This window comes from Aquiflexum gelatinilyticum (assembly GCF_024741135.1).
GTDB lineage: Bacteria > Bacteroidota > Bacteroidia > Cytophagales > Cyclobacteriaceae > Cognataquiflexum > Cognataquiflexum gelatinilyticum.
In genome coordinates, this window is the sequence record NZ_JANSUY010000005.1 from 186,725 (window position 1) to 207,564 (window position 20,840).

General features: G+C 39.0%; 13 protein-coding genes and 1 tRNA gene. 4 read left to right on the forward strand and 10 right to left on the reverse strand.

Annotated elements, in window-relative coordinates:
* Positions 1 to 278 precede the first annotated feature (278 nt).
* Positions 279 to 5,957 carry a right-handed parallel beta-helix repeat-containing protein gene (locus tag NU887_RS09955; protein ID WP_258423215.1) on the reverse strand — a complete coding sequence of 1,893 codons (5,679 nt, stop codon included), beginning with the start codon at positions 5,955 to 5,957 and terminating at the stop codon, positions 279 to 281.
* Between the two features lie 945 nt (positions 5,958 to 6,902).
* Positions 6,903 to 6,976: transfer RNA gene (locus NU887_RS09960), tRNA-Pro, on the reverse strand.
* 206 nt (positions 6,977 to 7,182) lie between these two features.
* On the opposite strand from NU887_RS09960, the gene NU887_RS09965 reads away from it, so the two are divergent.
* Positions 7,183 to 7,599, forward strand: coding sequence for a CBS domain-containing protein (locus NU887_RS09965; protein ID WP_258423216.1), 417 nt, complete (start codon positions 7,183 to 7,185; stop codon positions 7,597 to 7,599).
* Positions 7,600 to 7,977: 378 nt separating this feature from the next.
* Here the strand turns inward: NU887_RS09965 and NU887_RS09970 are convergent, their stop codons facing one another.
* From NU887_RS09970 to NU887_RS10005, 8 genes are all read right to left on the reverse strand, one after another.
* Positions 7,978 to 8,361, reverse strand: coding sequence for a DUF4174 domain-containing protein (locus tag NU887_RS09970; protein ID WP_258423217.1), 384 nt, complete (start codon positions 8,359 to 8,361; stop codon positions 7,978 to 7,980).
* 69 nt (positions 8,362 to 8,430) lie between these two features.
* On the reverse strand, positions 8,431 to 9,720 hold the full coding sequence (locus tag NU887_RS09975) for a metallophosphoesterase (RefSeq protein WP_258423218.1): 1,290 nt from the start codon (positions 9,718 to 9,720) through the stop codon (positions 8,431 to 8,433).
* 191 nt (positions 9,721 to 9,911) lie between these two features.
* Positions 9,912 to 10,751, reverse strand: coding sequence for a transglutaminase family protein (locus tag NU887_RS09980; RefSeq protein ID WP_258423219.1), 840 nt, complete (start codon positions 10,749 to 10,751; stop codon positions 9,912 to 9,914).
* A gap of 10 nt (positions 10,752 to 10,761) precedes the next feature.
* Positions 10,762 to 11,493 carry a proteasome-type protease gene (locus tag NU887_RS09985; protein ID WP_258423220.1) on the reverse strand — a complete coding sequence of 244 codons (732 nt, stop codon included), beginning with the start codon at positions 11,491 to 11,493 and terminating at the stop codon, positions 10,762 to 10,764.
* Positions 11,490 to 12,470 carry an alpha-E domain-containing protein gene (locus NU887_RS09990; RefSeq protein WP_258423221.1) on the reverse strand — a complete coding sequence of 327 codons (981 nt, stop codon included), beginning with the start codon at positions 12,468 to 12,470 and terminating at the stop codon, positions 11,490 to 11,492. The genes NU887_RS09985 and NU887_RS09990 overlap by 4 nt, the downstream gene beginning before the upstream one ends.
* 6 nt (positions 12,471 to 12,476) lie before the next feature.
* Positions 12,477 to 13,904: a circularly permuted type 2 ATP-grasp protein gene (locus NU887_RS09995; protein ID WP_258423222.1), complete on the reverse strand. Its 1,428-nt coding sequence runs from the start codon at positions 13,902 to 13,904 to the stop codon at positions 12,477 to 12,479.
* 186 nt (positions 13,905 to 14,090) lie between these two features.
* Positions 14,091 to 16,151, reverse strand: coding sequence for a methionine--tRNA ligase (gene metG / locus NU887_RS10000; RefSeq protein WP_258423223.1), 2,061 nt, complete (start codon positions 16,149 to 16,151; stop codon positions 14,091 to 14,093).
* A gap of 50 nt (positions 16,152 to 16,201) precedes the next feature.
* Positions 16,202 to 16,864, reverse strand: a complete 663-nt coding sequence (locus NU887_RS10005) for a TetR/AcrR family transcriptional regulator (RefSeq protein ID WP_258423224.1) — start codon at positions 16,862 to 16,864, stop codon at positions 16,202 to 16,204.
* Between the two features lie 119 nt (positions 16,865 to 16,983).
* On the opposite strand from NU887_RS10005, the gene ligA reads away from it, so the two are divergent.
* From ligA to dapA, 3 genes are read left to right on the forward strand one after another with little or no spacing between them, the layout of a single operon-like run.
* Positions 16,984 to 19,446 carry an NAD-dependent DNA ligase LigA gene (gene ligA, locus NU887_RS10010; RefSeq protein WP_258423225.1) on the forward strand — a complete coding sequence of 821 codons (2,463 nt, stop codon included), beginning with the start codon at positions 16,984 to 16,986 and terminating at the stop codon, positions 19,444 to 19,446.
* Positions 19,443 to 19,943, forward strand: a complete 501-nt coding sequence (locus NU887_RS10015; RefSeq protein ID WP_258423226.1) for a DUF6913 domain-containing protein — start codon at positions 19,443 to 19,445, stop codon at positions 19,941 to 19,943. The genes ligA and NU887_RS10015 overlap by 4 nt, the downstream gene beginning before the upstream one ends.
* Positions 19,937 to 20,794, forward strand: coding sequence for a 4-hydroxy-tetrahydrodipicolinate synthase (gene dapA, locus NU887_RS10020; protein ID WP_258423227.1), 858 nt, complete (start codon positions 19,937 to 19,939; stop codon positions 20,792 to 20,794). The genes NU887_RS10015 and dapA overlap by 7 nt, the downstream gene beginning before the upstream one ends.
* Positions 20,795 to 20,840: the final 46 nt, after the last annotated feature.

Below are 20,840 nucleotides of genomic sequence, written 5' to 3' on the forward strand. Positions count from 1 at the left end.
AAGGTCAAATTCTAGCTGATTTATTGGGAAAACATCTGATTTTTCTAAATGGTTGGTCACTTTTTTTACAATTCTTTTCAAAATGGACAAGAAAACTTGGAATAATCGACTTCAGTCGATTTTTTTAGGATCCCATTTGCCTTAATCTCAACAAAACCCAGATTTTATCCTTAGAGTGGTAGGGAAGCATTAATTTGTGGCATATAATTCAACATAAAAAAAGCCTCCAAAATCAAACAATGACCTTGGAGGCTGAATTTTAAATCAAAGGGTTAAGCTTACTTTTTCAAGAACTTAAAGACCTGTTGGTAGCCGTTGGTATTAACCAAGAGAACATGAGTTCCAGGTTTCAACCTAAGGTTAGCAATCTCCAAGACCAAAGATCCGTTTTCAGAATCATACTCTTGGTTCAACAATTGAACACCTTTCATGTCAAAGATCGTGATTTCAACACGCTCAATTCCCATATTTGAAAGTTCAAGGTTGATTTTGTCTTCAACAGGATTTGGATAAATCTTGTTAACACCCAAACCATCCCTCTGTTGTGGACCTTTTTCTATCACAGAATCATTTTCTTTAGACTCACTGTAGGTACCGCTTTCATCTTGGTTTCCGTTGATCCTAAATGAACCACTTATGATAGAAAAATTAATGGTCTTGATAGCACCCGCCGTTCCTCCTCTGTTTGAAGAAGAATAGGCCCGAGCAGTTAGCGTATAGTTCCCAACAGGTAATGTCCGTCCATTATAATTTCCATTGTTATCTCCAAAGAGAGCATATGGAGCTACATTTTCAGTCACAGATCGGTTTACAGGACCAGATAAGGTCATAAAGACACTACCTACAACTGACGGGAAGGTATTCGCTCTGATATTCAGACTTAGCCCTTGAGTTTGGCTTTGACTTATCTGAAGACCGTCAGTGATTGTCAATATATCAGAATCTGTTCCGGCATTGATCAAAGTAAAGCTTACAATGCTTAATGGAGGATTATTTTCCGTTACTGTCACTAAGGTTATGGCTGTAAAGCCTCCATCTTGAGTTGTAGCAGTTATGATAGTCTCTCCAGGGTTTAATGCAGAAACCAATCCACTGTTACTCACTGATGCCACTCCAGGGTCAGAAGTCGACCAATTAACTGTTTTATTGGTAGCATTGGAAGGCAAGACTGTTGCCGTTACCTGAAGTGTATTGCCGACAACAAGTGAGGATGATGACGGGGAGGATGTTATTCCGGTTACAGGAACAGGTGCTGCTACAATTGAGAACTGTATAGAAGATAAAGTACCTGCTGTACCATTTCTGTTTGTTCCTGAATATGCTTGAGAGGTCAATGTGTAGTTTCCAAGTGGAAGTGTACGTCCATTAAAATTACCATTTGAATCCCCAAACAGTGCATAAGGTGCCACATTTTCAGTTGTTGAACGATTTACAGGACCTGAGAGAGTCATAAATACACTTCCTACCACAGCCGGATTAGTGTTAGCCCTAATATTTAGACTAAGCCCTTGAACTTGACTCTGACTAATTTGAAGCCCATCTGTAATAGTCAAAATATCCGTGTCCGTTCCTGCATTGATTAAAGTAAAGCTCACAATGCTCAATGGAGGAATTGCTGTACCATTACATTTACCCGGTACAGGCTGAAAACCTATGGTTCCTAGCGCATTATCGGTACCATCAGTTAAGAAAGGTTCGAAAGTGATGGCACCAGTTACCAAATCGTCAACAACCGCAAAATCGGCTGAACCAAACCAGTTACAATTGGCGGCTACGTTTCCATCTGTAATTACCGCGATAGCATCAATTTCCAAAGCAGCTCCTGCACTTGACCTCAACAAACTGTTTTCAGTTATGCTCATCGCATTGTAAGGATCTATTGTCCCAGCTCCTCCGCTTTGGAGGAATATGCTTCTGTTTGAACTGCTGATTTTATTGTTGCTGATCGTAAAATTGCTGTGCGAACCAGTTGGAGTATTCGTGCCTGCTTGGGTTCTTATGGCTATTACCACATTTGAAATCTCATTGGACAACAAATTTATTCCGGAGAATTCTCCATTGCCTAATGTGATAATGCCGTCATAAGCGCCACCGAAAGTGTTTTCCGAAACAGAAACATTGCTTACAGAACGGTTGCTTGCAGATAGTTGAAGTGAATACCTGGCTTTGTTAAATGTACCGTCAGAATTGTCAAACAACGGGCTAACTATCCCAAGATCGACAGTATTTCCACTGATTACTACATCCCGAGATCCATCGATATTCATGCCCCTGCGACCATTGAAAGAGGCATTGGAATGTAAAATCGTGTTGTTGCTGATTGTTAAACCTGTAATGTTGAACAGAGCAATAGCTGTTGCATCCGCAAATTGGATATCAGTGATACGGTTATTGCTCACAGTCCAATTTTCAGCTCCGATGGAAGTTGTAACAGCACCCGAAGCAAAACCATATACAATTGTCTGTTGACCGGTATTACCTTCTGCAACGTTGTTTGTCAAAGACACATTGCTCCAAGGACCTGCTCCTCCCGCTGCAAATGCAGCTCCTGCTCCAGTTACTGTAAATCCATCAATATTGATACCGCTGCTTTGTAAAGAGAATGTTCCATTCAAGATGGATTCTGCAACTCTTGTCCCCGTGTTTGGATTGATACCAAAATTCGATCCGCGGATAAAAATTGATTTGTTTACCAATACATTTTCAACATAAGTGCCAGCATCTGCTTTCACCAAGTTTCCGGCAACTGCAGCATCAACCCCGGCTTGAATTGTGCCATGGCTGCTGAGCAAAGTTGTCTCTGTAACATCTGAATAAACGCGTACCGGTGCAACACCACCACACGCATTTGCAACTGGCTGAAAGCCCAAAATTGAAGGCTCATTATCAGTACCATTTGTCAGGAATGGAACAAAATTCACAGTTCCGCTTATAAGGTTGTTAACTTCGGTAAAATCAACAGATCCAAACCAATTACAGGTTGCATTAAGTTCTCCAGAAATTGCACCATTGTAAATTGCTTTTCCTCCTAAAAGACCTGTTATGCTGTTTTCTGTAATTGTTATATCCTTTCCAGAAATATTTTCACCATCACGAACAGCAATTCCAGTATACCCACCTGTTATGGTGTTATTCTTTACCAACACTGTTCCAGTAAAACTAGAGCCATAAAGTCGGATAGCACCTCTTCCAACCTCTTGGGAAATATTGTTGGCATTGTTAATTGAATTATTCTGGACTATTGCATCTCCGATTTCATTTGCCAACTGAATTCCTGTATTTCCTGTGCCATCAATTGCGTTCCCTGAAATGGTAACCGAAGGAATCGATCCTGATGAAATCGCAGAGTAGTTGATATTATTGAAAACGTTGTCTGTAATTGTAGCAGACAAAGATCCTCCTAATAATTGCAACGCACTTGTTGTTGGTGTGGCATTAATGTCTTGGAATAAGTTGTTACTGATTAAAACATTTTTCCAAGAAGTTCCTTGCCCATAGTAAATTGCATTCGCATTTTGAACAAGATTATTTGTAAAACTCACATCGCAGTTGCTAGGTCCGTTTCCAGTGTCATTACCATCATGCAAAGGACTTCCCAATTCAAATAAGAATCCATCGACACTTACATTGGTGGTTGTGTTCAAACAAGTTACCTGAAAAGCCCTACTTGTACTAGAAGATCCTTGAACAATTGATTCCGGACCACGAGCGCTTGTATTCGGGTCAATACCATAGTTGGCACCCCTGATTTCAAGATCTTTTGTAACTATGACATTTTCAACATATGTCCCTGCATCGACCCTCACAACATTACCAGTCACCGCCGCATTTACACCTTCCTGGATTGTTCCATGGCTGCTTAATAAAGTAGTTTCTGTTCCATCAGAATAAACACGGACAGGGGCTATCCCGTTACACGCGTTCGGAACAGGCTGAAAACCAATAACAGATGGTACATTATCTGTACCGTTGGTCAAGAAAGGAACAAAATTAATCGCACCTGAAACCAAGGCATCGACACTTTCGAAATCACTAGATCCATACCAGTTACATGTTCCTGAAACAGGGCCATCGGTTACATTGAGATCAGTATCGACAGTAAAAGAACCTCCTATAAATGAATTTTCAGATACCGAAATATTTGTAAAAGATACTGGGCCTGTTCCTGCGCCTGAATGGAGATTTCTAAGCCAAACTGCAAAATCTGAAGCGTCTACCAAATTACCGTTAATTGTAATATTGGCCATATTGGTCCCGTTTGCAACAGGAACTGCTCCGCCTGAGTTGAATGTGAAGGCCCTAAATACATCAGACACATCATTGTTTTCAATCAGGACACCAGAAAGATTTCTTTGACTCAATCCCACAACTGCGGAATATGTCCTAGTAAAGCTGTTGCCGCTGATGGTAATGTTTGAAACTGCCCTATCACTCATGGAAATCTGAATTCCAAATGGTGCATTGGTTAAAGCACTAGGGGCAATATCTCCCATATCAATAGTATTTCCTGAAACCGTCACATTGATACTGCCATCAAGGTTAATTCCACGACGGCCGGTAAAGGAACTATTTGCATGTTCTATAATATTTCCATTTACAATAAGTCCATCAATATTAAATAATGCCAAAGCAGTTGCATTCGCTGATTGAATGTCAACAATTCGATTATTGCTTACCTCCCAATTTTGAGCTCCAATTGATGTTGTTACAGCACCGGAGGCAAAACCATATACGATAGTTTGCTGACCTGTATTGGCATCAGCAACGTTGTTAGTCAAAGAAACATTGCTCCAAGGACCTGCGCCTCCCGCTGCAAATGCGGCACCTGCTCCCGTTACAGTAAATCCATCTATGTTGATTCCACTGCTTTGCAAGGAGAATGTTCCATTCAAGATGGATTCTGCAACTCTTGTCCCCGTGTTTGGATTGATTCCAAAATTAGCGCCCTTAAACCCAAGAGGTTTGTTAACAATTAAGTTTTGAGAATATGTCCCTTCCTGTACATTGATTATATCATTAGTGGCGCCATAATCTATAGCACTTTGAATACTATTATTGACAGCATTTAGGACATATTGATTTCCGGGAACATAATATACCAATCCATTTCTACCACTTCTATTTCGATGGTACATAGTACTCTCTATTCCAAAAAGTGTTGCTAGCGACAATGCACTAAAAGCTGTCCCATTATAAGTTCCTGCACTGATATCCAGTCTGAAATCTGTCGAAACATTAGAAAGATTTACAAATGTACTTATCAGGGTCTTGAACTCATTGGCTTCAAAAGTATAAGAACCTGTAGTAGGTGTTGTTCCTCCAAATGAAAGGAAGGATCCACTATTTTGGAAAATGTTTCCTGATAAGGTTATCCCAGAACCCATGTCATCAATGTTGATGGCGGTTCTACAATTTTCAAAGACGTTATCATCAATATTGATCAAACTTAACGGACCGTTAAGAAAAATACCGGAATTCCAAGTTTTGTGTCCACTAAAAAGTCCTCCAGAAACATCTCCTGTAAATTTATTGTTTCTAATATCCTTTACTCCAGCTCCATTTGATATTTCTATACCCCTTACAGTACTTCCAGTAGTACTACCAAATCGTTCAAGGATATTGTTTTGAAATATTACTTCTGCACTTCCCCCTAAGGAAATCGGCGTTACAGTATTTGTTTGGAATATGTGAAAGCCATCTATCGTAACAATATTCGAGCCAAGGATATTAATGTTTCCATCAGAAATAATAGATTCAATAACCCTTGTACCTGTATTTGGATTTACACCAACATTCGCACCTTGAAGAATAATATTTTTTGAAATAGATATGGTCTCCGAATAGGTACCCGGGAAGACAACCAAAACATTACCATCTGATGCTAAATCAACCGCACCTTGAATTGTTTCACTAAACCCAACAAGTGGAAGAGATAAAGTTTCATCGGAATAAATCAAAACCAAATTTGCAATAGCACCATTGGACCCAAAATCTTTCTCTATATCCTTTCCTATTGAAGGAGGAGGGATTAAAATTAGAGCTAATATGAAAAAAAACACCCATGTCCGAAATGAACAAATGTTTTCTTTTAAGGTATAAATAAAATTCATATTTAATCAGTTATATGGTTTGAACAAAATTTAAATAATAAATTAAAATTTTAATTTAAAAAGGTGTGACCTAAAAATCCTTTCAAATTAATTCAGTATTTCTTTTATGAGGAATTGAAATAACCTATCGGTTTTCTGTAAGAATAAAATGTAGAGTAACCGACGAGCTCGAAATAGGCTTCTAAATTATTTGATTTTTTATATTTTTTCATGTAATAGGATATTATATTTTTTGTTTTGTGTATTTTTTATTGATATATTATAATTAGTTGATTTTTAAAAAAGAATTATTTATAGCGTTAATTTTTTAATATTTTATTATTCAACGAACTTTAATATCATTAATTAGTATTTATTAAACAAATTTTTGTATTTAAAAAAATTAATAATAACAATATATTAACACCATAAAATTAAACACATTCTAAAATGGTCACTAATTGACACTAATCTATGTTTATTCAGAAAGTTATAAACAATACTATTTCGTTAAAAATAATTTTTAATTACCTATTCTCATATATTTTTTACTTTTAATTATTTTTTATATGCTTTTTTCAATAATAAGATTTTGTCAATTAAAAAAAATTATCATTTATAATATAATTTTAGATTTCAACCTCTTCTTACTAATTTCCTTTTTCAAAAAATAGGATTCCTGTTTTTATTCTTCTGAAAAAAATTGAATGCTTTTGAATATCAAAGCTTATTAAAGTCAAAGAAAAAGGCTGATACAATAAATCAAAAAAAAAATCTCAACCTAATTGGTTGAGACCTTAAAATTAAATATTGTCGGGGTGACAGGATTTGAACCTGCGACCACACGCCCCCCAGACGTGTACGCTACCGGACTGCGCCACACCCCGATTTGGATTCGAAAATAGTATTTTCCTGAATAATTCTAAAATACAAGTGGATTTTGTTACTTTTTATCCTAATGAAAAAGAAAAACAACTATAAAAAACCTTTTTTTTAATCAATTAAGCTCAAAATCAACTTTGAATATGACTTTAATCAGGTTAAGGTTTTTTACATCCTTGTACATTAGAGTAATAAAATAAACCTAAAAATCATGAAAAAGCGAGAACCTGTAAAGGAAATAATGACCAAGGATGTATATACAGTTCAGGAGAATGAAAAACTATCCAAGGTTGTAGAGATGTTTAGAAAACATAAAATTAGACATATACCTGTGCTGTCCGGAAAAAAAATTAGCGGAATCATCAGCCGAACTGATATCAATAGGTTGACCTTTGGTGCATTATTCGAAAACCAGGAAGGAGCTGACGAAGCTGTTTTAGAAATCCTTAGTATCAATCAGGTTATGACAGCCAAACCAAAAGTCGTTTCAGAAGAGGATTCAATAAAAGATATTGCTGAAATCTTTGCAAATGAGGAATTTCACGCTTTACCTGTAGTGGCAGGAGATGAACTGAAAGGAATTGTAACCACAACGGATGTGATACAATACCTGCTTGACCAATACTAAGATTTGGATTGTCTAGAATCAGAATCGCTAAAACGTGAAAATTTTGGTACCATCGATGTACTTTGACAAGTTTTGCAAATTACAGATTTTGGATTTGTTTTAATCGCTTGATTTATAGCTTCTTGACCATTATTAAATGGTCCTAAATATATCCTTTCTTGGAATGTTGGTATTTTCGAACATTCACGATGGTGTATTTCGAACTCTCCTTCTTTGTTGGCGATTGTGGATAAATAGTAAAATTTCATTAAGTAAAATTTAAATTCAGTCAAAATTAAAAATTTAAGCACCTTTAAAAAATAACCTAATCAGGGTATTTTTTAAGTATTCAAGCTAAAAAACATACTATTATTTAAAAGATTAACAATCAAATTCTTTTCATTTAATCCTTTTGATTTCCAATTGCCTCATTGGCATTGAATCAATAGTCCTAAAAATATAATCCCAATCAGGTTCTCCTTTTTTGTTCAATTTAATTCCCCCATCCAATCCAATCAAAATCCAATTACCCTCAGCTATTGAAGAAGAAAGATTTTCCCTTAAGGCATTCAAATAATTTTTATCAAACGAAACAGCGGTATTGGATTGGATATGCTCAGGAATTGATAAAAAAATAATTTTCCTTTCAGAAAGTTCATCTTCCAAAGATTTAAGGTCAAATTGAGGGTAATGGTGCTTTGCGGGAAAATAGATTACAATGCGGTTTTTCCATCTCAAATCTTCAAGGGTTAGATTTTCTTTTTCTCCCAAAATGAATGACATCAAAATTACAATTGACCAAAACATGAATCAAAAACCAAGAAAAGAATGTTTTGTTCAGATGTAACTTACCTAATTTTTAGCAGAAGCCAAATGGATTGGAGCTGGTTTTTTCCCTTTCTTTAATTCGATCACAGTGATCTCCGGCCATATACCTACCCTTCCGGCAAAAGCATGAAAACCAAAACCCCTATTGACATATAAGTATCTTCCGGCTTCTTCTGCCAATCCGGCCCAATTGGGATATCGGTATTGGACAGGGCTCCATTTGACCAATTGGGTTTCAATACCAAACTGCATACCGTGGGTATGTCCTGAAAGTGTCAGATGAACAGGATTAGGATTGTTTTTGACTTGGGCATCCCAATGGGATGGATCGTGGGAAAGCAAAATTTTGAAATCCCCGTTTTCAGTTCCTTTCAATGATTTTTGCAAATCGCCTTTTTCTTTGAATCCAACTCCCCAATTTTCAACTCCTGCAATTACGATAGATTGCCCGTCTTTTTGTATCCTGATATTTTCATCCAAGAGCAAATCAAAACCTAGCTTTGCATGCTGTCCCTTCAATTTTTCAAAGTTTTCTTTTTTTGCTTCAGGGCTTGGCCATGAGGAATAATCCCCGTAGTCGTGGTTTCCCAAGATTGAAAACTGACCATATTTTGCCTTTATTTTTGAAAATTCTTTAATCAGCGGTTCAATTTCATCTGCCCTATGGTTGACCAGATCACCTGTAAAAACAAAAAGATCAGATTTTTGGTCCAATACCATCTGAACCCCACTTGCCACGGCTTTGTGGTCCTTTAAGCTTCCAGAATGGATGTCAGAAATCTGCGTAATGGTAAAGCCATCAAAGGCTTCAGGCAAATCTTCAAAGTATAAGACTTCCCTGTGAACTTTGAAATTGTATTTACCATACTTGATCCCATAAACAAAGCTAAAGAGGGGCACAGAAGCGACTGTCAAGGCCAAAATACTCACCCAAACTGTTCTAGATGGAAAGGAATAACCTTTGGCACCATTCATTGCAAAAACCGTAATGGCTTGAATATTTCTAAAGATATCTTCTCCAAAAAGGACTAAAACAATGACTAGCTGAGTAACTATCAAGGTGAGAAAAACACTGGATAGGGTCTGTGCCGAGGATGCAAATTCTCCCGTTGAAAAAACCTGAACAGATTTAAATACTAGCCAAGTCAATAAGCTCAACATAAATGCCCAATAGGACCATTTAATCATTTGTTGGATGCGAATTAGCTCGATTCCCATGCTGACGGTTCTGATAGCCTGAAACACATACCAACTTAAAAAGAGTATAAAGATGATTAAGATGGAGAAAAATATTATTGATCCGGATTGACTCATTTCTTTGTAGTTTTACAATCCTGTATACATAATAAGATTGGATTTTGTTCATTTTGGTCAAGATAAACTATTGAAAAAAGGTATGTCTTGGAAAAGATTGAACTTATACCTTGTAAAAAATCATCTTCTGATCAACACAAATTGAGGAATACGAATTAATGAAATCCAGTGTGTTTCCTAATTAAAAAAAATCAAACAACCTTAATCACCACATCAGTGGTCAAATGAGACTGAGAGGCGCCGCCGTAATTCCCTATAACCGGCGATGCAAACTTTGGGTCATAGCTGATTGCCAAAGGAATATATCGGCTATCTGCCAATAATCCCAAACTTGGATCCAAACCAATCCAAGAAGCTCCGGGAAGAAATACTTCAACCCAAGCATGAAGCTCGTGTCCAGCGTCCAATTCAGGGTTGAAAGCATAGCCGCTGACAAACCTGCAGGCTAAACCGATACTTCTCAGCATGGACATCAGCATCCATGATAAATCACGGCAAGAACCAATTTTACTTTCAAAAATCTCCCCCAAAGGCATAATACCCTCCTCATGACGGATGATATGTTCCCAATTGGAATGGATTTTGGCCAAAAGCAAAACTAAAAAACCTACAAGACCATCTGATTCTTTCATTATACTTTTGACGAATTCATCCAATCCGGGCAGTTTTTCTCCCTCAATATATATCCTTAAATAGTCTCTGACTTCCTCTGGATAAGAAAAGGTCTCAAATGGAAAGACGGGTTGCGGTTGGATGATAAATCCGTAGGGATTAAACTCCCCAACTTCTATTTCAAAATCACTTTTGATTTCCAAAAAATCCGATTCACCTGTAAACCAAGCTTGAAAGTAGGGGTTGTTCTCAAAATTGATCCTTTCATGAAACCCAAGAGGAGTGGGAAAAACAGTCCAATTTGAGTTTAAAACTTTGAAATAAAAACGTTGTAAAGGAATCAGATAAAATTCATGGATATTAAGCTGTACTTTCTGATCGTAAGTATATCTTGTTGAATGTCTGATTCTTAATTTCATTTCTTTAAATTCATACTATTTCAAACTCCCGAAAAGCTTTTTGCAAAACTTCCGCCGGTAATACCTTTATCGCTTCCTTTAACCGGTTATTCCAAAAAGCAGAAATATGTTCAAGTTCTTTTTGCTCAAACCTTTTTTCAATAGTATGATAGGTGTCATTTTCCAAAATCACAGTATCAATCGGGTAATCTACATCATTGGCTGAAATCCTTGTGGCATCAAATGCAAGGAAAGCACATTTCAAAGCATAATCCAAAGATTCTTCATAACTCAAGGATCTTCTCAAAACAGGATTGCCTGCACCTGTATTTCCTATGATGACAAAAGGCGTGCCCCTTCTGATTTCTATCCAATTTCCTTGTGGATAAAGCAGATATAGCTTTGGCACTTTATCATGCTCCAATTGGCCTCCAATAATTGAAAATAAATTGAATTTAAGTCCTGATTCTTCTAGATATTCTTTATCCTCTTTTGCAACAATTTTTACCTGATTTCCAAATTCATTGACTGCTTTATAAAGCTTGGTAAAGTTGGCATCTTGGTCTTCAATGACTTCAGAAAAATAGGTGATTGCCTTGTCCCTTACAGACCGCAAACCCGAAGTCATTATAAAAAAGGAATGTTTCTCTCTATTTACCGTAAAGACTTTTTTGGAAGTAGTAGTTTCGTTTCCTGAAGTGATGCGGGTGTCAGATAGGCCAATCAGGCCGTTTTTTGTTTTTATTCCTAGGCAAAAGGTCATTCCTGAATCTGTGTTTGATTGATAAAGTTATCCTTAATTTGGAAGAAGTTGGTATTTATTTTATTTGAAACATCATTTATTTTTATTTGGAGTTGGTCAAGGTATTCGTGAAGACCCATGTTTATGATTTCTTCCACATCGGTAAATTCCAGGTTTGATCTCAATTCCCCGATGGCTTTTTCTGCAGAATTCTTGTAACCGCTATCCGCCAGACCGGAAATTTTGTGAAGACAACTCTCTGCCTCTCTGATGCAATAAAAAACAGACCTTGGAAAATACTTATTCAAAATAAGAAACTCAACCACTTTGGCTGGCTCAATATTTCCGTACATCCTTCTATAGGTATTAAAAGCTGTTACTGACTTTAACAAAGCCGTCCAATGAAGGAAATCCAATGGACTACCTACCAAACTCGGTGCTGGTAGCAAAATATGATATTTGACATCTACAATCCTGCTGGTCTTATCTGCCCGTTCCAAAAACAGCCCCAATTGCCTAAAATACCAGCCTTCTGTCCTTGCTACGGTACTGTCAGCAAGTCCATAGAGTAAGAGAACCTGATTTTTTACACTTTCGAAAAAAGCCCTGGGGTCTTCTTTGTTCCAATCTTTTTTATCTGCCCTTTTCAAAACAAAATGATACAATTCATTTAGATTTTCCCAAGTTTCCTTGGTTAGGTTTTCACGGATTACCCTTGCATTTTCTCTGGCATAAGAGATAGAAGAAATGATCGAGTTTGGATTATCTGAATCAAATGTCAGAAAATGGATAACATCCTTTCTTTCAAAGTTTTTATGCTTGGTTTTATAGATTTCATTGTCGCCTGTGGTGATGACCAAGGGTTCCCACTGCTCTTTCAAGTCAGGTGGAAGGTCAAGCATCAGGTTGAAATTCACATCAATAAACCTGGAATAATTTTCGGCCCTTTCGAGGTATCTCCCCAGCCAATATATCGAACTTGCAACTCTACTTAGCATAGTATTTTAATTATATAAAACCCAAGTATCTTTACTTCCCCCGCCTTGGGAGCTGTTAACTACCAATGACCCTTTTTTCAATGCCACCCTCGTCAGCGCTCCGGGTATCACTTCGATTTCTTGTCCATACAAAATATAAGGTCTCAAATCCACGTGCCTTCCTTCCAATCCATTGTCAGTCAAAGTTGGTACTGTGGATAAGGATAAGGTGGGCTGCGCGATATAATTGGTCGGATTGTTTTTGACAAGGTTCCTGAATTTGGCATGTTCTTCTTTGGTGGCTTTGGGACCTATCAGCATGCCGTAGCCACCTGCAGCATTGGTTTCTTTCACAACAAGGTCTTCAATATTGTCCAAAACATATTTTCTATCCTGTTCTTCTCTGCAGAGATAAGTAGGTACGTTTTCCAAAATCGGTTCTTCACCAAGGTAATATTTGATCAATCTCGGAACATAGGCATAGACAGCTTTGTCATCTGCCACCCCTGTTCCAGGCGCATTGGCGAGCGCTATATTTCCAGCCTTATAGGCTTCAAATATCCCCGGTATGCCCAACATAGAATGTGGATTGAAAGTCAATGGGTCCAAAAAAGTGTCATCGATCCTTCTGTACAGAACATCAATCTGCTCCAATCCCTTGGTTGTCTGCATAAAGACTTTCTTGCCTTTGGTGATCAAATCCACACCAGAAACCAACTCAACTCCCATCTGCAAAGCAAGATAGGAATGCTCAAAATACGCAGAATTATAAATCCCCGGAGTCAAAACCCCGACAACAGGCTTTTCTTTATTGGAAATGAATTGAAGCATTTTCAAAAGCTTGACCGGATAATCCGAAACAGGCATCACACCCAGTTTATTGAATAGGTCGGGATAAGCGCGCTTGATGATTTCACGGCTCTCGAGCATGTAGGACACACCCGACGGGCAGCGGAGATTATCCTCCAGAATATAATAGTTTCCGTCATTGTTCCGGACCAAGTCTGTTCCCGTGATGTGGCACCAAATTCCTTTGGGAGGCGTAAGTCCTTCACAGGGTTTTAGGTAATCCTTGCTGCCAAGAATCAGGTCTTCAGGTACAATTTTGTCCTTCAGTACTTTCCTGTCATTATAAATATCCTGCAAAAAAAGGTTGAGTGTATGGATCCGCTGCTTCAGTCCTGCTTCGATTTTCTTCCATTCCTGATGCGCGATAATCCTTGGGATAATATCAAGATGAAGGATTTTTTCCATTCCCTGATTATCATGGTAGACATTAAAAGTCATCCCCATCGCTACCTGAGTCTTATTGGCAGAGTATTGAAGATGAGACATCCTTTTTGAAGTGGTTTTTCCCAAAAGTTTGAGAAATTCCTGATAATGGGGTCTCACCTGACCCTCTTTGGCAAACATTTCATCAAAATTATCCCCAACTTGGTATTGATTCGTCTCCATATGGCCTGTTTTTTGGATTTAAAAATGATATTGCTTGAATATAGCGGATTTTGAAAAACAAACAAAAACTTGGACTCCGATTCATTAAATTGATAAAAATAATATCTGATCATTAAGAAATTATTAAAAATAAAAAAGCCTTGAACTGACTTTCAATTCAAGGCCTTCCATTCGGTGTATTTAATATCAGGAAATCGTCGATCCTTCAGAAGTTGGAGTATTGGGTTGAAGAAGCCTTAGGCTGCCGTCCCGGTCTTCGGCCATCAAGATCATCCCTTCAGAGTCTATACCCATCATCTTTCTTGGCGCAAGGTTGATCAACATGGTTACCTGCTTTCCAATAAGATCCTCAGGTTGGAAATGTTCTGCCACGCCACTCAATACTGTTTTCACTCCCAAACCCGTATCCACCGTCAATCTGAGCAGCTTTTTGGATTTTGGCATTGGTTCAGCAGTCAGGACTTTTACCACCCTCATGTCGAGTTTGGCAAAATCTTCATAAGAAATAATGTCCTTCATAGGTTCTGCCACAGCATTTGAAATTTCATTTTGTTTTTTGGTAGCCATGAGTTTTTGGATTTGGGCTTCGACCGTAGCATCCTCGATTTTGTCAAATAATAGAGCAGCCTCAAAGATCTGTTGACCGGTCTGCAACAATTCGTGGCTTCCTGCATCTTCCCATTTCAATCCCTGTAGACCAAACATCCCAAATATTTTAGCCGAAGTGAATGGCAAAAACGGTTCTGCAACAATAGCCAGGTTTGCGGCAAAATTAAGGGCAATATTGAGGATTGTCCCTGTTCTTTCCCTGTCCTCCTTGATAGTTTTCCAAGGTTCTGTTTCTGCAAGGTATTTGTTTCCCGTACGGGCGAAATCCATTACAAATGAAAGTGCTTCTCTAAATCGGTATCTTTCGATAGAAGCCGCAATTTTTTCAGGGAAGGATTTCAATGCTTCCAAAGCATCTTTGTCCAAGTCATTCAATGTCCCCAAACCGGGAACATTACCATCAAAAAACTTGTGTGTCAAAACCACCGCCCTGTTCACAAAATTGCCATAAATGGCCACAAGCTCTGAGTTGTTTCGGGATTGAAAATCCTTCCAGGTAAAATCATTGTCCTTGGTTTCGGGAGCATTTGCAGTCAAGACATAGCGCAATACATCCTGTTTGTCCGGAAATTGCTCCAGGTATTCGTGCAGCCAGACCGCCCAATTTCGTGAAGTAGATATTTTGTCTCCTTCGAGATTCAGAAATTCATTTGCGGGTACATTGTCCGGAAGCACATATCCTCCGTGAGTTTTGAGAATAGCGGGGAAAACAATACAATGGAAAACGATATTGTCCTTGCCGATGAAATGAACCAATTTGGTATCTTCTGACCTCCAATAAGGCTCCCAATCGATCCCTTTTTCAGCTGCCCATTCTTTCGTACTGGAGATGTAGCCTATCGGTGCATCAAACCATACATAGAGGACCTTTCCTTCCGCTCCTTCGACGGGTACAGGAATTCCCCAATCCATATCTCTTGTCATCGACCTCGCCTGCAATCCGTCACCGGCTTCCAACCAAGAGCGACACTGTCCAAGTACATTGTTTTTCCAATCTTGAGCATGGTCGACCAAAATCCAGTTTTTGAGAAAATCTGTGTATTTGGCCAAATCGAGAAACCAATGCTTGGTTTCCTTCAATACAGGGGTATTGCCTGACAGTTTGGATTTCGGATTGATCAGTTCCGTTGGACTGAGTGAAGATCCACATCTTTCACATTGGTCTCCGTAAGCATGTTCATTGCCACATTTGGGGCAAGTGCCTTCTATATATCTATCAGCGAGAAACTGTCCGGCTTCCTCATCAAAATACTGTTCGGTGGTCTGTTCAAGAAATTCTCCTTTGTCATAAAGGTCCCGAAAAAATCCTGAAGCAGTTTCATGATGGATTTTCGCGGAAGTCCTTGAATAATGGTCAAAACTTATCCCAAATTCCTGAAAGCTCTTTTTCATCAGCTCGTGGTATCTGTCCACGACTTCTTGGGGACTTATTCCTTCTTTCCTTGCTTTAATGGTGATGGCAACGCCATGCTCATCAGACCCACCGACAAAAGCCACATCTCGACCTTGTGAACGCAGGTATCTCACATAGATGTCAGCAGGAATATAGCATCCAGCCAAGTGACCGATGTGCAAAGGACCATTGGCATAAGGCAGCGCAGCAGTGATTGTATATCTTTTGAATTCGCTTGGTTTCATAAGCCGCAAAGGTAGAAATTAGAATGGAATGGGTAAGTTGGAAATTGATTTCAAATTAAGGCCATTTCTTTGCGTGCATCTTCCGTAAGTATGCCGGTGTAAATGATCTGAATGGCCTGATCGTAGATTTCAGCAGGACTGAGTTTGAAACTTGCGCGCATTTCCTCAGGAAACTGACTTAAAAATTTGTGGTCTATCAGATTTTGTATCGCGGAAGTATAGATAAATACAATAAAAGAAACATTGACCGAAGGGAGTACATATCCCTTTTCAATGCCTTCCTGAATCAGTTTTTGAAATCTCAAATACCCGGATTCTCTGATATATGCCAATAAATCAGCCCAAATGGATGGTGCATGGTCACGAAGTTCATCCAATATCTTGGGGTTGATTGTGGATACATCAGAGGCAACGGTTGTCAGCAGTGATTTTAATTTGACTGTGTATGGAATGAGCTTGTTCTCCAAAAGCATACTGACCTTGATTGAAAGTTTGGTTTTTAGCACGTCAAAAGTAGCACCCAAAAGTTCTAATTTACCGGGAAAATACTTATAAAGTGTCTTCTTACTCATACCCAATTCCTGGGCAATTTCATCCATGGTGGTATTTTTATAGCCTTTCTTGATAAAGTATTGGTAGGCTACTTCTAGGATTTTGGCTTCGATATCTGATTTCTTACTCATCGATTGGAATAGAGGGGCAAATATAGGCATTCCCATCGATTTTTGCCCCATGGTGTAAAATGTCAAATAGCCTGAAAGAATCCTTGGTGTTTCTTTCTACAAAAGTTAATTTTGGAATCTTACCTTTTAATTTTCATCCCAATACCGTCATGAACCCAACTGAGGCAAAAGCTCGGATTGCTGAACTAACCAGGCAAATCAATCACCACAACCATCTATATTATCAGGAGGACAGGACAGAAATCAGTGATTTTGAATTTGACAGGTTATTGGAGGAGTTGGTCAAACTGGAAAAGGCATACCCTGAATTCATTGAGTCTGATAGCCCAAGTCAAAGGGTTGGCGGAACCATTACCAAGGAATTTGAAACAGCTGAACATGGCTACAAGATGCTTTCTTTGGGAAACACTTATTCTGAAGAAGACCTTTTGGCTTTTGATGAAAGAGTAGCCAAAGGATTGGGACACCGTGATTATGAGTATTTCTGTGAATTGAAATTTGACGGTGTGGCCATCAGTTTGGTATATGAAAACGGAAAACTTGTCCGTGCTGTAACACGCGGAGATGGAACACGTGGAGATGTGGTCACCGAAAACATCAAAACGATAAGAAATATCCCCTTGAAAATCCATGGGGACAATATTCCCGACCGGTTTGAGGTGAGGGGAGAAGTGTTTTTGCCAAAAAAAGAATTTGAAAAGATAAATGCCGAAAGGGAAATTCTTGGAGAACCACTTCTTGCAAATCCAAGAAATGCTGCTTCGGGCACAATCAAAATGCAAGACAGCACTGTAGTCGCCAAAAGACGATTGAACTGCTACTTTTACCAATTATTGGGCGAGGAAATCGGAGTTACAAAACACGACGAAGCTATTACAATGATCGAAAAATGGGGGTTCAATGTCTCCCCTACCCATTCCAAATACAGGGATATCCAAGGCGTACTTACATTCATTGAAGAATGGAAGGAAAAACGCTTTTCACTCCCCTTGGATACCGATGGTGTTGTGCTGAAAATCAACGACTATGACCAAAGAGAAGAATTGGGGTTCACCGCAAAGATTCCACGATGGGCAATTGCATATAAATATCAGGCCGAAAGCGCAGCCACAAGGTTACTTTCCATCTCTTACCAAGTAGGCAGAACCGGTGCCATTACTCCCGTAGCCAACCTTGCCCCTGTGCACCTTGCCGGAACAACAGTCAAAAGAGCCTCCCTTCACAATGCCAATGAAATACTCCGACTTGGCCTGCATGAAGGCGACATGGTGCAGGTAGAAAAAGGCGGCGAAATCATCCCCAAGATCACCGAGGTTGTTTTGGACAATAGAATTCCCGGATCCAAACCCATTCAATACATAGACCATTGCCCGGAATGTGGAACCAAACTTGAAAGAAAGGAAAGCGAAGCCAAGCATTTTTGCCCCAATACCAAAGGTTGTGCGCCACAGATTCTCGGGCGAATTGAGCATTTCGTCCATAAAAGGGCAATGGACATTGACTCTTTGGGTACAGAGCGGATCAGGACTTTGATCGATCAGGGATTCATCAAAAATCCTGCTGATATATACGATTTGGAAGCTGTTCAGGAAAACCTCCTCGGACTCGAAATGAGCCAAGACCAATATCAAAAAACCGATGATGGCTTGCTTTATATCTCTTTGCCAAAGGCATTCTTCGCCTTAACCGAAGGAATTTCCTTGACTGCCATCCAAAGTTTCTGCGAAAGTCAATCCGAAAAACCACTGCTGAATGTTCTTCAGAATTTTCAGGCATTTATCCGAAACAGCAAAAAGAAAACTGCACAGAATGTAGGCACTGTTCAGCTCCTAGAAAATCTCCTGATGACTTCCGAATTTTCGGTTTTGGAGGATTATGTGCCTGTTGCCTTGGTTTTGAGTCTTTTGATTGGAAACAGATCTACCCTATCTGAAATTTCAAAAGCCGCTTACCATGAAAATACTGTTCATGGAATTCTTTTGAAAATGAAGCTCGAGCTCACCAATGAACAGGAAGACCGGATCAAAAAGCTTAAAGCCAACACCTTTCAGGAAGGTGTGATCAGCAACATGATAGAAGGGATTGAAGCCTCAAAGAACCAATCCTTTGAAAGGGTATTGTTTGCCTTGGGAATCCGCAATATCGGGGAGAATACAGCACAGATTTTGGCAAGACATTTCAAAAACATAGATGCACTGAGAGCGGCAAGTACCGAACAGCTTTTGGAAATCAATGGCGTAGGAGAAACGCTTGTCATCAGTTTGCAGGACTACTTCCGAGATCCTGAAAACCTGCTTTTGATCCAAAGGTTGAAAGATAAGGGATTGAGGTTTGAAGTAGAGGAAAGTACCGCTGTTTTGCAAAGCAATAAATTAGAGGGAATGAAAATCCTTGCTTCCGGCCGACTCAACCATTTTAAAAGAGACGAAATCATTGACTTTATTGAAGCCAATGGAGGTCAATACTTGAAAGCTGTCTCGAAAGGACTTGATTTTATCATAGAGGGAGAAGAAATGGGACCAAGCAAAAAAGAAAAAGCAGAGAAATTGGGGATCAAATTGATTTCTGAAGAAGAATTCCTCAAAATGGTAGAAAAACCAATAGCGCCATGAAGTGGATCAAAGACCGGATGATCACCTATCAATTGGATAAAGCCCTCAAGAACAAGAAAAAAACCGAAGTTGCTTTTCCTATCAATCCTAGGCGGGTAGCGATTTTGGCATCTAACAAGGAGGAATTTCTGGAGTCAAAAGAGATGCTAAGGAAAATATGGGGATTCAATATCAGGATCATTGGTGGATATTTTTCTGAAGAAAATACAGATGCGGAAGCCATTTGCCCGATTTATTTTTCCATTTGGGGTTTGCCCACCGATTACTTCAATGAGTTTATGGAGGAAAAACTTGATTTTATTTTGGTACCCACTTTACACCTTAGCCCATATTTGCGTTATTTGCTGCTCGCAAACAAAAGTCGGTTCAAAATGGGTTTTTTCTCAAAAGAAAACAGTCCCATCCTCGATTTTATGATTAAAACTGAAGGTGAAAACCTCAAGCCAAACCTAGAAAAGCTGATGGCTTATTTCAAAAAAATAAAAGAAACATGTTGAAGTTACACGGTACGGGAGTGGCCTTAATCACCCCATTTTCTGAAGACGGATCAATTGATTTTGCAGGATTGAGAAATGTAATCAACCACGTCATAGACGGTGGTGTAGATTATTTGGTAGTATGTGGCACTACAGGGGAAAGTGCAACTTTATCCAAATCAGAAAAAAAACAAGTTCTAAAAGCAGCTTTGGAATACAATGCCGGTAGGATTCCTGTCGTATACGGTATCGGAGGAAATAACACCTCCGGAGTATTGGAAGAAATCCAAGAAACAGATTTTTCAGGGATTGACGCTATTCTTTCTGTCAGTCCATATTATAACAAGCCGACGCAAGCAGGAATAATTGCCCATTATACAGCAATAGCAGATGCTTGTCCTGTTCCGGTGATTTTGTACAATGTACCTGGTCGGACCATGTCCAATGTGGCTTTTCAGACGACTGTCCACCTTTCCCAACATCCCAACATTATTGGAATGAAGGAGGCAAGTGGCGATCTTTCCCAATGCATGAGGATAGCAGCAAGGATGCCAAAAGATTTTCTTCTGATATCGGGAGATGATATCCTGACTCCGTCTATGCGGGTCATCGGTGGTCAGGGCGTAATTTCAGTGTTGGCGAATGCTTATCCTGCTATTTTCAAAACCATCTGCCACGGCAATCTTGACGAAGCAAAAGAGGCAGCCTTCAAGCTTTTGGATATCAACCCAATGATGTATGAAGAAGCCAATCCGGTCGGATTGAAGTTTCTTATGAGCCATTTGGGGATTTGCGGAGAAACGGTTCGTCTTCCTTTGTTAAAGGCTACAGAAAGTCTGAAAGAAAGGATTTTGAAGAATCTTGTAAAATAAAATTCAGGGGCAAAAGAAGTTTCCTTTTGCCCCTACCCTACTTTTT

Coding starts and splice junctions, on each gene's coding strand:
- metG (WP_258423223.1), bottom strand. CDS start 16,151: ATGAAACCAAGCGAATTCAAAAGATATACAATCACTGCTGCGCTGCCT.
- NU887_RS09985 (WP_258423220.1), bottom strand. CDS start 11,493: ATGACCTTTTGCCTAGGAATAAAAACAAAAAACGGCCTGATTGGCCTA.
- NU887_RS09975 (WP_258423218.1), bottom strand. CDS start 9,720: ATGAGTCAATCCGGATCAATAATATTTTTCTCCATCTTAATCATCTTT.
- NU887_RS09970 (WP_258423217.1), bottom strand. CDS start 8,361: ATGTCATTCATTTTGGGAGAAAAAGAAAATCTAACCCTTGAAGATTTG.
- ligA (WP_258423225.1), top strand. CDS start 16,984: ATGAACCCAACTGAGGCAAAAGCTCGGATTGCTGAACTAACCAGGCAA.
- dapA (WP_258423227.1), top strand. CDS start 19,937: ATGTTGAAGTTACACGGTACGGGAGTGGCCTTAATCACCCCATTTTCT.
- NU887_RS09980 (WP_258423219.1), bottom strand. CDS start 10,751: ATGAAATTAAGAATCAGACATTCAACAAGATATACTTACGATCAGAAA.
- NU887_RS09990 (WP_258423221.1), bottom strand. CDS start 12,470: ATGCTAAGTAGAGTTGCAAGTTCGATATATTGGCTGGGGAGATACCTC.
- NU887_RS10015 (WP_258423226.1), top strand. CDS start 19,443: ATGAAGTGGATCAAAGACCGGATGATCACCTATCAATTGGATAAAGCC.
- NU887_RS09965 (WP_258423216.1), top strand. CDS start 7,183: ATGAAAAAGCGAGAACCTGTAAAGGAAATAATGACCAAGGATGTATAT.
- NU887_RS10005 (WP_258423224.1), bottom strand. CDS start 16,864: ATGCCTATATTTGCCCCTCTATTCCAATCGATGAGTAAGAAATCAGAT.
- NU887_RS09995 (WP_258423222.1), bottom strand. CDS start 13,904: ATGGAGACGAATCAATACCAAGTTGGGGATAATTTTGATGAAATGTTT.